Consider the following 14,221-nt stretch of genomic DNA (forward strand, 5'->3'; position numbering starts at 1 on the left):
TTGCTGTACATAGCCATTTCTTGCCCGAGCGTGGACGATAGTCGCAATATCAGCGGAGCAAGATTTCTTGCTAACAATCGTGATGATTGTTGCCGGGACGAACTCTTTGAAGTTCAGACCCCATAGGCAGCTTTTCTGCGCAAGCTTCCCCCTTTTGACAAGACGAACGTCATTGCTCGCTGCATTCATGCGCGACCAAGCAATGGCATATGGACAGATCTTTTTGACAAATTTCAATGACCTCGGCCTCGCCGAGCCTCTTCTTCGTGCCCTTGAAGCCGAAGGTTACACCACCCCTACTCCCATTCAGGCTCAGGGCATTCCCGTGGCCATGTCCGGCAAGGACATTCTGGGCATTGCCCAGACAGGTACAGGCAAAACCGCATCCTTCGTGCTGCCTATCCTCGACCGTCTGGCTCGCAACGACAAACGCCCGACCCCGAAATCGACCGAAGCCCTCATTCTAGCTCCGACCCGCGAACTGGTTGCCCAGATTGCAGAAAATATCCGCGCTTACAGCAAGCATATGCGCGTATCGGTCACGATTGTGGTTGGTGGCGTCAAACCAGGGCCTCAGATCCGCAAGCTGGCCAGCGGCAGCCATATCATCGTTGCCACCCCAGGCCGCCTGCTTGATCACATGAACAATGGCTATGTTTCCCTCAGCCAGACCAGTTATGTCGTGCTGGACGAAGCAGACCATATGCTCGATCTGGGCTTCATCCCCGACATTCGTCGAATCATGAAGCAGTTGCCCAAGAAGCGCCAGACGTCCCTCTTCTCAGCCACGATGCCGACCCAGATCAAGGCACTGGGGCGGGACTTCCAGAACAAACCGACGGAAGTGGCTGTAGCCACCGTTTCCCGTCCGATCGAACGCATCACCCAGAGCGTCCACCTGCTGGATCACGCATCCAAACGTCAAGCCCTGACAAAGATGCTCTCCGAAAAAGATGTCGAACGCGCCATCGTCTTCACCCGCACAAAACGCGGTGCAGACAGGGTTAGCCAGCATCTGCAAAAAGCAGGTCTTTCGGCGACCGCAATCCATGGCAACAAAAGCCAGGGACAAAGGGTCCGGGCGTTGGCAAGCTTTAAGTCGGGCGAAATAACCATCATGGTTGCAACGGACATTGCTGCGCGCGGTATCGACATTGATGATGTGTCCCACGTCTTCAACTTCGAGCTGCCTGAAGTACCGGAAGCCTATGTTCACAGAATCGGACGCACGGCTCGCGCCGGGCGCACCGGCACTGCTATTTCTCTCTGCGATCCGTCAGAAGCCAAGCTTCTAAGAGAAATCGAAAAGCTGATCGGCTCCAAATTGCATGCAGAGAAAAGCGACAGCTATTCGCCACTGGATGCGCAGGTTCCGGATACGCCTCCCAAAAGCGCAAACAGAAACCGCAATGGCAATCGGAATCAATCAGCCGAGCAGGTCCAGAAGGCTAAACCCCGCCGCAATGCACGCAAAAGTAAGCCTGCTGATCTTAAAGCCAACGAATCCTGGTCTCCACTGGATGGAGCGGCCAAAGAAGGCAAACCGACATTTGGCAAGAAAAAGCCACGTGGCAGCGCCAAACCTGACGGCTATATGAGTCGGAATCGGGGCGGCGCCTCCAATCGGCGCAAAGGCAACGGCCAAGGCAAAAATTCAGCCCCCAGACCAGCCGCTTTCGCCTGACACGAATAGCAACAATATAAATCAAGAAAATAGCAGCTTAGGGCTGCTATTTTTTTACCCAAAGCTTGCCACAACAAATTTTCTTGAGGAAAAAATAAAAAAAATCTATATAACAGGGGTTTGCATCTTGGCTTTTTAAAAAATAGACTAGATTTTTGACTCATTCAGCTTTATAAGAGGGTAGCTAATTGATTTCGTAATACTGTTCCTACCCGGCCAGCATTCGATGTTGATACTGCCGTGTCGCCGCATGTCGCGGGCGATGATACTACTTCAAGGAACAGAATTCCATGTCTACTGGTACCGTTAAATTTTTCAACACCACCAAAGGTTACGGCTTCATCGAGCCAGAAGAAGGCGGCAAAGACGCTTTCGTTCATATCTCTGCTGTTGAAAGATCCGGTCTCTCTACCCTGTCTGAAGGCCAGAAAGTTTCTTTCGAACTGGAAACCGGTCGTAACGGCAAAGAATCAGCTGTAAATCTGCAGTTGGTTGACTAATTCAGAGTTAAGGCCAGCATTATTTGATGCTGGCCTTAACTTTTTAGCGGGGGTAAACCGTGAACAGAAAAGACCGGCTCGCTGCCGAAAAGCTATTTTCCATGGGTGATAAGTCGCAAGATAGTGAACTGAGCGACTATGAATTAAAGACCAAAAAGGTCAGAGAGAAAAACGCCCGCCTCAAAGCGCTCCGTATGGCGCAAACTGACAAAAAGCAGTAACCAAGCTTCATTTAATCTCCATATGACCAGCATTCGATGCGGTCAGGCTTATAAAGTTGCCTTGGCGATTGTTTCGAGAGGAGCATCGCAAGGCATAAGCATGTTTAAACGCTCTCACTTTCTCAACAGCAGCTCAGTCTACGGCCGCTCTGTCTTCCTCCCCTCCTTCGCAGCATCGCCTATCCTGCATCGCAGCACCGTGTCAACCAGGCACCAGGTTGCTCTGCCGACTTGCTTGCATGATCATATCGAGCCAAGGGTTATGCCCCGCCTTCTCTCAAAGTTACAATAAACCTACGCATCAGAGAGAGAAAAACAAAAATATTCATCACTAAATTTTAACGATTATAAACAACCATAGTAGATATACTTTCGTTCTTTTAAAGAATAGAGTTCTACTATGACCAAAACAGTATTGATTACTGGTGGATCCGGATATATCGGAAGTACAATCGCTCATATTTTGGTCACACACGGCTTTAAAGTCGTAATAATCGATAGCCTCGACAAGGGATACATTCTAAATTCTCCCGAAAGCGCCTGCTTTTATAACGGACGAATTTCCGAAAAAGCATTATACGAGTGCATAAGATGCGAAATAGGAAAAATAGACGTCACAATTCATTGTGCATCTTACATTTCAGTTCCCGAGTCCGAAGTTGATCCCGTTAAATACATAACCAACAATGTCTCGGAATTTGTCGAGCTGTTGGAAAATCTTCCCATCATCGACTGCAAGCGCCTGATTTTCAGCTCTAGCGCGTCCATATATGGCAACAAACAGGGTGCCCTCAAGGAAACAAGCGCCATAGCGCCGCAATCAACCTACGCAGAAACCAAATGGCTATGCGAACAGATTGGCGGCTTGGCCGCAGAACAGGGGCCGCTACGCATCATCAATCTGCGCTATTTCAATCCGATTGGGACCCACCCGGATGGCTATTGTGGCCCTGGAGATTTGAATAGCGGCTCCTTGCTCAACGAGTTGACCAAAGCGATCCTATCCCGAACCCCTTTCCGGATTACGGGCACGGATTATGACACCCGCGACGGTTCAGGCATCAGAGACTATGTGGACGTAACCGATCTCGCCATGGCTCACGCAAAGGCATGCAATCTTTTTGACACGCTGATCGATGAAAGAGCCGCTCTGGATGGACCACATCGCACACGCGCCATTAATCTGGGATCTGGAGATGGAGTAACAGTCAAGGAGTTGATTGCCGCCGCAGAAAAGGCACTGGGCAGGAAAATCAGGACAAAAAAAGCCCCGCGACGCCCCGGTGACGTCGCGGGAAGCTATGCAGATGCATCTCTGGCAAAAGACCTGTTACAATGGCAAGCTTCAACGCCACTTGAAACAAGCATCTTGCGTCACATCGACTGGTGGCAACGACATAGGCATCAGCAGCCAGCGCCTACGCCGATCAGCCTTTCGTCATCGCGTCCAGATTCAGTTTCAACGTCGCACCAGCCTTGAAGGTCGCACTGCCTGACACAATGATGTCGGCACCCATATCACGCGCGATCGAGAAGGTTGAAGCATTGATGCCACCGTCAATGGCAATAAGCGGATCGACGCCCTGCTCCTTGGCCATAGCCTTCAATTCGGCAATTTTGTCGGCGATCACCTGATCAGGAGCACCACCCGGCCAGCCCGGATCAACTGAGATGAGCGTCACCATTTCCAGCAACCTCAGCACAGGCTTGAGGATGGCAACAGGCGTGCCCGGATTAAGCGCGACGGACCGCACAACCTTGCGGCCACTTTCACAGCCAGCAACCGGACCATCAAGAGCGACAAGGGCACGATGCAAATGGGTCATCCCCTCCGCATGCACATGAACAATGTCAGCCCCGGCAGCCAGATGAGCAGGAATCTGGGCCAGAGGATCAGCCACCATCAAATGCACATCCTTGAGCATCTTGGTCTTGCTGGCCTTGACCAGCCCCGGCCCAGATGTCATTTGCGGGCAGAAGACGCCATCCATGATGTCAAAATGCAGGAGTGAAACGCCAGCTTCTTCCAGTTCTGAAATTGCGGCACCATAGGCCATGGGGTTGGCGGCCATAAGGCCCACGCTGATATGCGGGCCATCCGTGCGGAGCCACTGGACGAGGGTTTCGCGGGAAGCGAGATCCTGTTGCGAAAGATCTGGCATCTATCTCTCCTGAATAGTCTCTTGAATCGGAATGGAACGGGAACCGAACGGCGTTAGCGAGGCAGCCAAACGCCGGTCAGAACCTTATGCGTGCGCGGGCCGGTCATGATGTCTTCCAGCTCGGCTTTCACCTTGAGATAATGCGGGGTCTGCTTGTGAGCCTTGACCGCCTCCTCATCTTCATAGGCTTCATAGATGGTGAATTTGGTCTCATCTTCAGGATCGCGCAGCACATCAAAGCGAATGCATCCCGGCTCCTTGATCGAGCCCAGATGATTGGGATGGAAGACGCGCAAAAAGTCATCAACGCGGTCTGCTTTAACTTGGATTTCAACGAGCGTTACATGCATGGATCTGTCCTCACAGGGTAAAGATGGGAAGAAAGAGGGCAAAGGGAAACCAAAGGGGCGTACCCCTTTGGCTCATAATTTTCAAAATTTATCGGACCGATTAGAAGTCGAAGTCGTCGATATTGTCTTTGGTGAAGACCTGACGTTCCGGCAGGATCATGATGCCATTACCGTCTGCTTCATAGTCGTAACCCTGAACACTGTTCGGGCTTACTTCAACGGTGCCCATGCCAGGAACTTCCAGTTTGTCGCCGACATTCATCGGGCCATCCTGAACCAGTTTGTTAGCTGCATAGATGGTCAGAGCACCCTGTTTCGTTACGTCCCAAAGGCCGAACTGTTTAACAGTGTCGCGTTTGACATATGGACGCATTACGTTCGGAGTGGAGAAACCAACGATGGTAACATCACCAGCGCGTTTCAGGTTTTCAGCGGCCTGAGCTGCTGCTGGCAGTGCGTTTGCATCTGGGCAAAGCATAACATCCAGATCAGGATAAGCCTGAAGGATACCTTCTGCGGTCTGCAGGGATTTCTGAGCGTCATTATAACCATACTGGGTGGTTACGATTTCCCAGCCAGGATATTTCTCGGCAAGCACTTCCTTGGCGCGTTTCACCCAGGCATTCTGGTCGGTAACGGTCGGGCTTGAATAGAAGAAAGCAACTTTGGCTTTTTCTTTGGAAACCTGATCGGTAGCCATTTTGACGAGCATTTCACCCAACTGATTAGGCGTGCCCTGGTTGATGTAGATGCTGCGGCATTCCGGGTTTGTATCAGAATCCCAGGTCAATACTTTCACGCCGCGTTTCATGGCGCGTTTCAGAGCCGGGCAAAGGCCGTCGGGAGACGTTGCACCAATAGCGATGGCGTCATAACCCTGGTTTACGAAGGTATTGATATACTGAACCTGACCGGAAACGGATGGTTCGGTCGGACCGTCGTAAGTAACGGTAATCCCCAGATCCTTACCAGCAGCAACAGCGCCCTGACCACCAGAGTTGAAGAAGCCAACGCCAACCATTTTCGGAATGAAGGCGATTTTGGCATCAGCAGCCATTGATGGGGTCATCATGCAGGTTGCGGCAACGCCGAAAGCCAATGCTGCGGAAATTTTTCCAAGATGTTTCATATTTCTACTCCCAAGTTAATCCTCGTTACGCCAGCGGAGATATGAGAGACCTCCGCCGACAACCTCCCTAGAAATGCACTGGATCAGGCTTTTTGCTTGCCAGTGCTGTTGAGAACACGCCACAGTTGGAAATAGGCGCGTCCGATTTCGCTCAGGCTGCGCATCGCGACAACCACCACCAGCAGAGCCCCGGAAAGAGCGCTTGCGATATGGCTGGAAACCCCGATGATTTGCAGGCCTGTTTGAAAATACCCGACTACAAGCACAGCCAGTGCCGTACCCAAGATGGTGCCAGAACCGCCATAGATACTCGTTCCTCCCAGAACGACGGCGGTGATGGCCGGCATCAGAGCATCCGAACCAAAGTCCGAACGAGCCGAGCCGAAATAGGATGCCAGAACCAGACCGGAAAGCGCTGCCATGATGCCGGTCAGGGCATAGGCGATGGTCAGCGTGCGGAATTGTGGAATACCGGCATAGCGCGTTGCGCGTGGATTCTGACCAATCAGATAGATGTAGCGACCAAAGCGGGTCCGATGCAGCAACACCATGAAGACAACCGTTGCGATGAGGAAAATCACCAGCGGGAACGGCATTCCCATGACTTCAAGGTTGGCCAGCTCGACAAAGCTGTCGTCAAAGCCGGAGATGCCTTCATAGCCGGATGCTCCACCAAGGCCGGAAAGAACCAGCGACGCCCCCGAGTACAGGAAGCTCGACCCGAGCGTGATAACCAGTGGGTTGACTTGAGCAACCTGAATAGCCACAGAGTTGATGATGCCGGTGATGGCACCTGCGCCCAGCGCACAGAAGCAGGCAACCCAGATATTGACGCCAGCAACCCAAAGCAGACCGAGCGTGATGGCCGAAAGGCCCATCACAGCACCGATGGAAAGATCGATACCACCGGTGATGATGACCAGAGTCAGAGCCAGAGCTACGATCCCCACATGAATGAAGTCACTGGTTGAATAGAGCAGTGTACTGACATTGAGGAAAGCAGGATTGATCGCACCAAAGAACAGGATCTCCACGACCAGGATCAGTGCCAGAACAGCTTCCCAACGTTTGAACAAGCCTAAGGATTTCATGCTCTTGACTCCTTGGAATGGGCTGCAACCGCCGTCTCGTCAGTGCCGGTGACCCGGGCACCTGAAACGGGTGCATCTTTGGTCGCATGAGCGGCAGAAGCATTGATGGACGCTTCGTCTGGCTCAAGGAACTTGCGATATTTCTGGTAGCGCAGAGACTGCGCCATGGCTTCGCGGATGCGTCCATCACCGATGAGCACGATCAGCAGGATTGCGCCGGCAATCATGTCATTCCAGTAGGCATCAAAGCGCAGCATGACCAGAACCGAGTCGATCGCCGTCATGAAAAAGGCACCGAGCGCCGCACCGATAACCGTACCGGTGCCGCCCAACAGGCTGACGCCACCAAGAACACCAGAAGCAATGGCGCGCATTTCCATGCCGTTACCAGCAGTGTTCGGAATGAAACCGATCTGAGCGGCGAAGATAATGCCAGCCAGCGCGGAGAGGATGCCGTTGATCGCATAAGCGGTCAGCTGCACGGTGTTGACGCGGATACCAAGCAGACGGGCCCCTTCCCTGTTGTCACCAACAGCAAAGATTGCATGCCCGAAAGCGGTGTAGCGCAGGAATATATGCGCCGCTGCCAACAGGAACAGAACCAGCCAAGCGAACGGAGACAGGCCAAGGAACCAGGCATGAGACAATCCCTTGAAGGCTTCAGGCAGACCTTCGATCCAACTGCCGCCCGTGGTCAAATGGACACAGCCACGGAAGAAACCCAACGTACCCAGCGTTGCCACAATGGCAGGCACCCGAAGAATGGCCACCATGAATCCGTTGAACAAACCGCAAAGCAGTCCGACAAACAGGGCAATGCCTATGGCGGGAACGATACCGAGACCATCATTCATGCAGACGCCTGCGATAGCCGCAGCCAGCCCCATAATGGACCCGACAGACACATCAAGCCCTCTGGTGGCCATCACCATGGTCGCGCCAATTGCCAGCACGAACAAGGTGAGTGAGTTGCTGTAGATCGAAAGAAGCGTCTCGACTTTGAGATAAGACGGATCAGAAATGGCGAGAATGGCCAGAAGCATCACGATAATGATGGCAACCGAAGCCTCGCGGTTATTTTGCAGAAAACGTATCATCAGGATGCTTTCGCCTCCTCTGTACTCACACCGAAGGACATCTGCGCGATGGCATCCACCGTGATTTCATCCCCTTCGAGTTCGCCCGTGGGGTAGCCATGAGCCATGGTCAGCACACGATGGCTCAATCGCTGGATCTCGTCATGGTCGGAAGAAATCATCAAGATGGCGACGCCACTGTTGGCCAGATCGTCAATGATGCTGTAAATGTCAGCACGAACTGCCACATCCACGCCACGGGTCGGTTCATCAAGAATAAGAACGCGCGGCTTGGCAGCGAGGCATTTTGCCAGCAGGATTTTCTGTTGGTTACCACCAGAAAGCGTGCGTACCGCTTGTGAAGACGTCGCGCAGACAATTCCGAGTTCTTTTACATATTTCTGAAAACGCTCTTCTTCCTGTTTCAGCTGTAGCCAGGAAGGCTCGCGGTGCAAGACAAGCGAAGAGGCATTCCAGCTCAGGGGCGCATCGACAAACAGGCCACTGGTCTGACGATCTTCAGGCAGATAGACAAGCCCCAGATCAAGGCTGGCCTGCGGATCGGTATGCGTTGCATCCTGCCCGCCGATCAAAACCTTGCCGCGCGCAGCCTTGCGGATGCCATAGATGGTTTCTGCCATCTCTGTACGCCCAGAGCCAACAACGCCAGCCAGACCAAGAATTTCGCCTTCATGCAGCGAGAAGCTCAGATTGGCAAAACCTTCACCGCACAGATTGTCAACTTCGAGGACAACCTTACCATGATGGGTCTGCTGATGACGCTCGCCCAGAACATTTTCACTGCCGCCCTCAACCTTTGTCATGGCCCGAACGATTTCAGCATCGGTATAGGACTTTGGTGGCCCAGCCATGACAACGCGACCATCGCGCAAGATACTGACAATATCCGCGATTTCGCGAATTTCATTCAGCTTGTGGCTAATGAAGAAGATCCCCACCCCTTGTGCGGCCAGAGCGCGCATACGATCGAACAGCAGCTTCACTTCACGGGGGGTCAGTGCAGATGTCGGTTCGTCAAGAATGAGAATTTGTGCATCGCGGATCAAGCCGCGCAGAATTTCGACCATTTGCTGGTCGGCAACTTCCAACTGACCTGCCGGAGATTGCAGATCCATATTGGTGCCAATCTCTTTGGCCAGCTCGACCAGACGCGTGTGCAGGGCAACACGATTGCCTTTCATGTTCATGAGAACATTTTCTTCGATGCTGAGATTGGGAAAAAGCAATGGCTCCTGGGGAACCATATGGATGCCCATTTGGCGCGCCAAGACCGGGGTCAGTTTGTTGGCATGCTGACCATTGATGTAAAGATCACCCTGGTCAACACCATGTAGACCGGCAATGATGCGCATAAGCGTAGATTTGCCCGCCCCGTTGCCTCCCAGAAGGGCGTGAATTTGGCCGGACTCAAGAACAAGATCAACACCTTTAAGAACAGTTACATTCCCAAAAAACTTCCAGATGCTATCTGCTTTAATGAGCTGTTTGCGTTGGCCAGACGGCTTTGGATCCGTCATAACTGAAGCGCTCCTCAATCACTCTATTTTGTGCGGCTTCATGCCGCTTCCTCCCTCTGCGGCCCCGTCCCGGAGGTCGCAGAGTCAAGTGCGTTTTACGCATGCAGATCAGGCGGAAGCCTTTTCTGCCTCATAGAGTTCGAAGGCCTTTTCTGGCTTTTCACCATCGTGAACGATGGCACGAATTGCCTTGATCATGCCGACAGGACTATCGGATTGGAAGATATTTCGTCCCATGTCCACACCATGTGCGCCCTGGTCGATAGCCTTGTAAGCCATGGTCAGCGCGTCCATTTCAGGCAGTTTCTTGCCACCAGCAATCACGATCGGAACCGGGCAACCGGCAACGACTTTTTCAAAACCTTCTTCGATGAAGTAGGATTTGACGATATGGGCGCCGAGCTCGGCACAGATACGTGTTGCAAGGGAGAAGTAACGCTGATCACGTGCCATATCTTTACCGACGCCGGTAACAGCCATTGTCGGAATGCCGTAGCGGTTGCCGGTATCGATCAGTTTGACCAGGTTGGCCAGAGACTGATGCTCATATTCAGCACCGACATAAACGTTGGTGGTGATAGCAGATGCATTGAGGCGGATAGCGTCTTCAATATCAACTGCAACCAATTCGTTGGACAGTTCCGTCAAAACGCTCATACCACCCGAGCAGCGCAGCACAACAGGTTTGCGAATGTCTGCCGGCATGGTCGCACGCAGGCCACCACGGGTGCACATTAGCACGTCTGTATATTCAGCAAGCGGACGGATCGTCAGATCAAGACGTTCCAGACCGGTAGCTGGCCCCTGAAAATAGCCATGGTCAAAAGCCAACATGACCGTATTATTGCTCTTTTTCTGGAAAATGCGAGCCAAACGGTCCTGCATACCCCAATCAAGTGCATTGGACCCTCTTACTGGGAATGGCTTGGTTTCTACTGGAACATCAACGCCGAAGTCCTTGCCTTCTTTAATGTCATCGATATCAGCCATGAATTTCCTCCGTGTTAAAGTCGACATGGTGATGCTAGGTGGCACCATCTCAATGTGTCCCAAGGCGTTCACATGAACAGAACGCCATCAAATTCTCATAAAAGCTAAGCGCAGTAGCTGTGTTCTGTCAACCCAAATTCGGCGTCATATGTTTTGTCGGTGGACATATGATCATTCATTTTGATACCACCTTTTGCGTACAACTTTAGTTATCATTATGTAATATATACATATTTATAGCTTTCTAGTGCAATTCTAAATAAAAGAAAATTTTTATGCGCGAAGAAAGGGTTGATCACAATGCAGTTATGTGATCATATGAACGCACACTTCATCAAATCATCAGACATGTGATCACAATGAGCGACGACAGCAAATTTGAACATCATGATGCCGAACTACTGAGCCGCGTGGCATGGTATTATTATCATGACGGAATGACCCAGAGTGAGATCGGGAACATCCTTAATCTGTCTCGCATCAAGATTTCCAGAATGTTGGAAAAGGGTCGCAAGATGGGATTGATTCATATTCATATCAATTCCAGCTATGGCGGATGCTTCGAACTAGAAGGTCGTTTGCAGCAACTATTCGGCTTACAAGAAGCCCGAGTCATTCCTGCAGACGACGGTGAGCATTCAACCGAACGCATAGCAGAAGCCGCCAGTCAATATCTGATGGGCAAACTGAACAATGCCGACCTCCTCGCAGTGGGCTGGGGCGCGACAGTGATGGGTGCCCTGCAAAGGCTGGCACAAACCCTGTCTCACAGAGATATCTCGCTGGTCAGCCTCACCGGTGGTGTCGCCGCCTATATAGAAGGTGTCGCGACAGGCCGCACGGCCCAGAATGTCCATCTGATTCCTGCCCCCTTGATGGTTTCCAGTCAGGAACTGGCCGAAAGCCTGAGGAGCGAGCGCCATGTTGTCGATGTGATGGACATGGCCAGAACAGCCAATTATGCGCTTGTTGGTGTCGGCTCCGTCGCCAATCAGGCCACCTTGATCACCTCCGGTTATGCAACCGGATCTCAGTTTGAGGCCTTCCGGCGCCAGGGCGCTGTGGGAGACCTCATTGCAATTTTCTATGACAAAGATGGCAATGTTCTCGATTTGCCTTTTCACGACAACCTTATCGGTCTGGATCTCCAGGCCTTGCGGGAAATTCCCAATGTTGTCGCGGCAGCCTGCGGGCAAACAAAGGTCGAGGCCATTAGAGCTGCTGCCCGCGGTAAGCACTTTAATGTGCTCATTACCGATGAGCCGACAGCTCTCGCCATAATTGAGGGAGAGAGTCATGACACAGAAAGAGGGATACGTTCTGGCGATTGATGCCGGAACTGGTAGCGGCCGAGCGGTCATTTTTGACAGCGCAGGCCATCAGATCGCAGTGGGTCAGGAGGAATGGACCCATCTTAGCGATCCGAAATATCCCGGCTCCATGGAGTTCGACTGCAAAGCCAACTGGAAACTGTTGAGCAAATGCGTCCGTGAAGCACTGACCAATGCCGGCCTGAAAGGGCCAGACATCCGCGCCGTGAGTGCCACCAGCATGCGTGAAGCCATCGTCACCTATGACAAGGATGGCGGCGAGCTCTGGGCCTGCGCCAACGTGGATTCCCGCGCTTCGGCTGAAGTGCACGAGTTGCAGGCCAAAAGCCCGGAGCTTGAGCGCTATGCCTATTCCATTAGCGGACAGAGCTTCGCATTGGGAGCCATTCCGCGCCTGAAATGGCTCGAAAAGCATCTGCCAGACGTCTATGCCAATATGGCAACCATGTCGATGTTGTCAGACTGGATTCTGGCGCGCCTGTCCGGCGTCATCTCCTCCGACCCGTCCAATGCAGGCACAACAGGCATATTCTCACTGGAAACCCGCACATGGGATCTGGAAATTGCCCGCCGTGCCGGTATCCGGGATGATATCTTCCCTCCTGTTGTTGAAACAGGTACCCCCATTGGCAAGGTAACAGCTGATGCAGCCGAAGAAACCGGCCTTGCAGAAGGCACGATTGTTGTCATGGGCGGCGGCGACGTACAGATGGGGGCCTTGGGGCTTGGGGTTTCCCGCCCCGGACATGCAGCAGTCTTGGGCGGCACCTTCTGGCAGGAAGTTGTCAATATCCCCGAACCGATTGCCGATCCGGACATGCGCATTCGCATCAACCCTCATGTGGTGCCGGGCGTCAGCCAGGCCGAAGGCATTGCCTTCATGGTGGGCATGACCACACGCTGGTTCCGCGACGCCTTCTGTCAGGAAGAAATGCGCATCGCAAAGGAACGGGGCACCGACGCCTATGTACTTCTGGAAGAAGCCTCGGCCAAAGTGCCGGTTGGTGCCAATGGCATCATCCCCATTTTCAGCGACGTGATGAATTTGGGTGCCTGGTATCATGCCGCGCCTTCCCTGCTCAACCTGTCTCTCGATGCCAGCAAATGCGGCAAGCCGGAAATTTTCCGGGCCATTCAGGAAAACGCGGCCATTGTTGCCTCCGAGAATCTCAATCTCGCAGCCAATCTGGCAGGGGTTCAGCTTGATGAACTTGTTTTCGCAGGCGGCGCCTCGAAAGGCAAGCTTTGGGGCCAGATCCTCGCTGATGCGGTTGGGCTCCCGGTCAAGGTGCCGGAAGTCACCGAAGCGACAGCCTTCGCAGGCGGACTGGCCGCGTGGGTCGGCCTTGGTGTCTACAGTTCGCTGCCCGAAGCGGCAGATGCCACCGTACGCTGGGCCCGTCGCATTGAACCGGATACCGAGAAGCACTCCCTCTATACGGAGTTGGCAGACCGCTGGCGTCAGGCTTACGCCCCTCAGCGCGCACTGGTCCAGAACAAAGTGACGCAATCCATGTGGAAAGCTCCGGGGCTTTAACCACGAACTCAAGGATCCTCAGCTCTCAAGGGCTGTTGACCTGACCATACAAAAAAGGCATGGCGGCAGCCGATTTCTCCGTCATGCCCATTCAGTCGGCCCAGAATACGTGGCCAAATAAAAACACGAAAGCATTCCCTGACGAGAGACCATCTGGTGGGTCAGGATGGATGCCAAAGAAAGAGGCTACGTTTTCTATTTGAAATAGGCGTAGGCGGAACCATGTTCAAAACAAAAGAAGGCGATCACTCATACCGTTTCGAAGACCACGGGCCTAAATATCTTCAGCGCGGCCCAAGATCCGACATCGGCGTTGTCACCTTGCAGCCCGGCCAGCATTTCGCGACTCACAAGCATAGCGTGATCGAGGAGAATTTCCTCACGATCGAGGGCGAAGTGCATATGTATGTGAACGGCGAATTGCACAAACTCGGTGTCGGGGATTTCCTCCGCTGCGATCCGGGCGAAGCGCATTATGTGATCAACAAGGGAGAAACGCCTTGGAAAGCGGTCTTTATCAAGGCCCCATACAATCCCACCGACGGCACCCCGATAGAATGGGAACCGGGTGACGACCCGTCCGTATTTGCGTCCATCTGAAATACACAAGGC

Annotated in this window: 13 protein-coding genes; 6 read left to right on the forward strand and 7 right to left on the reverse strand. The window is 52.8% G+C overall.

Annotated elements, in window-relative coordinates; genetic code table 11:
* The first annotated feature begins 223 nt into the window (after positions 1-223).
* The 3 genes from BM258_RS10785 to BM258_RS10795 all read left to right on the forward strand — a co-directional run bounded on the left by BM258_RS10785 (position 224) and on the right by BM258_RS10795 (position 3,885).
* Positions 224-1,684 (forward strand): DEAD/DEAH box helicase, encoded by a 1,461-nt coding sequence (locus tag BM258_RS10785; RefSeq protein WP_090072224.1) that lies wholly within the window; start codon positions 224-226, stop codon positions 1,682-1,684.
* A gap of 290 nt (positions 1,685-1,974) precedes the next feature.
* A complete protein-coding gene (locus BM258_RS10790; RefSeq protein WP_090071988.1) occupies positions 1,975-2,184 on the forward strand; it encodes a cold-shock protein in 210 nt (69 codons plus the stop codon).
* 621 nt (positions 2,185-2,805) lie between these two features.
* A complete protein-coding gene (locus tag BM258_RS10795) occupies positions 2,806-3,885 on the forward strand; it encodes an NAD-dependent epimerase/dehydratase family protein (protein ID WP_090071989.1) in 1,080 nt (359 codons plus the stop codon).
* Here BM258_RS10795 and BM258_RS10800 read toward each other — a convergent pair.
* The 7 genes from BM258_RS10800 to lsrF form a co-directional block, all read right to left on the reverse strand.
* Positions 3,833-4,567 carry a ribulose-phosphate 3-epimerase gene (locus BM258_RS10800; RefSeq protein WP_090071990.1) on the reverse strand — a complete coding sequence of 245 codons (735 nt, stop codon included), beginning with the start codon at positions 4,565-4,567 and terminating at the stop codon, positions 3,833-3,835. The genes BM258_RS10795 and BM258_RS10800 overlap by 53 nt on opposite strands.
* Positions 4,568-4,620: 53 nt before the next feature.
* Entirely contained in the window at positions 4,621-4,917 is a 297-nt protein-coding gene (gene lsrG, locus BM258_RS10805) for a (4S)-4-hydroxy-5-phosphonooxypentane-2,3-dione isomerase (protein ID WP_090071991.1), read from the reverse strand.
* A gap of 100 nt (positions 4,918-5,017) precedes the next feature.
* Entirely contained in the window at positions 5,018-6,046 is a 1,029-nt protein-coding gene (lsrB, locus tag BM258_RS10810; RefSeq protein ID WP_175528032.1) for an autoinducer 2 ABC transporter substrate-binding protein LsrB, read from the reverse strand.
* Between the two features lie 83 nt (positions 6,047-6,129).
* Positions 6,130-7,137, reverse strand: coding sequence for an ABC transporter permease subunit (locus tag BM258_RS10815; RefSeq protein WP_090071995.1), 1,008 nt, complete (start codon positions 7,135-7,137; stop codon positions 6,130-6,132).
* Positions 7,134-8,234: an autoinducer 2 ABC transporter permease LsrC gene (gene lsrC / locus BM258_RS10820; protein WP_090071996.1), complete on the reverse strand. Its 1,101-nt coding sequence runs from the start codon at positions 8,232-8,234 to the stop codon at positions 7,134-7,136. The genes BM258_RS10815 and lsrC overlap by 4 nt, the downstream gene beginning before the upstream one ends.
* Positions 8,234-9,751, reverse strand: coding sequence for an autoinducer 2 ABC transporter ATP-binding protein LsrA (gene lsrA, locus BM258_RS10825; protein ID WP_090072003.1), 1,518 nt, complete (start codon positions 9,749-9,751; stop codon positions 8,234-8,236). Before lsrA ends, lsrC begins: the two co-directional genes overlap by 1 nt.
* A gap of 108 nt (positions 9,752-9,859) precedes the next feature.
* Positions 9,860-10,741, reverse strand: coding sequence for a 3-hydroxy-5-phosphonooxypentane-2,4-dione thiolase (gene lsrF / locus BM258_RS10830; protein WP_090072006.1), 882 nt, complete (start codon positions 10,739-10,741; stop codon positions 9,860-9,862).
* A 359-nt stretch (positions 10,742-11,100) separates the two neighbouring features.
* Here lsrF and BM258_RS10835 point away from each other — a divergent pair, with 359 nt between their 5' ends.
* The 3 genes from BM258_RS10835 to BM258_RS10845 all read left to right on the forward strand — a co-directional run bounded on the left by BM258_RS10835 (position 11,101) and on the right by BM258_RS10845 (position 14,209).
* A complete protein-coding gene (locus BM258_RS10835; protein ID WP_090072018.1) occupies positions 11,101-12,072 on the forward strand; it encodes a sugar-binding domain-containing protein in 972 nt (323 codons plus the stop codon).
* Entirely contained in the window at positions 12,038-13,609 is a 1,572-nt protein-coding gene (lsrK, locus tag BM258_RS10840; RefSeq protein ID WP_090072019.1) for an autoinducer-2 kinase, read from the forward strand. Before BM258_RS10835 ends, lsrK begins: the two co-directional genes overlap by 35 nt.
* Positions 13,610-13,831: 222 nt before the next feature.
* Positions 13,832-14,209 carry a cupin domain-containing protein gene (locus tag BM258_RS10845; protein WP_090072020.1) on the forward strand — a complete coding sequence of 126 codons (378 nt, stop codon included), beginning with the start codon at positions 13,832-13,834 and terminating at the stop codon, positions 14,207-14,209.
* Positions 14,210-14,221: the final 12 nt, after the last annotated feature.

Source organism: Cohaesibacter marisflavi (genome assembly GCF_900115225.1).
GTDB lineage: Bacteria > Pseudomonadota > Alphaproteobacteria > Rhizobiales > Cohaesibacteraceae > Cohaesibacter > Cohaesibacter marisflavi.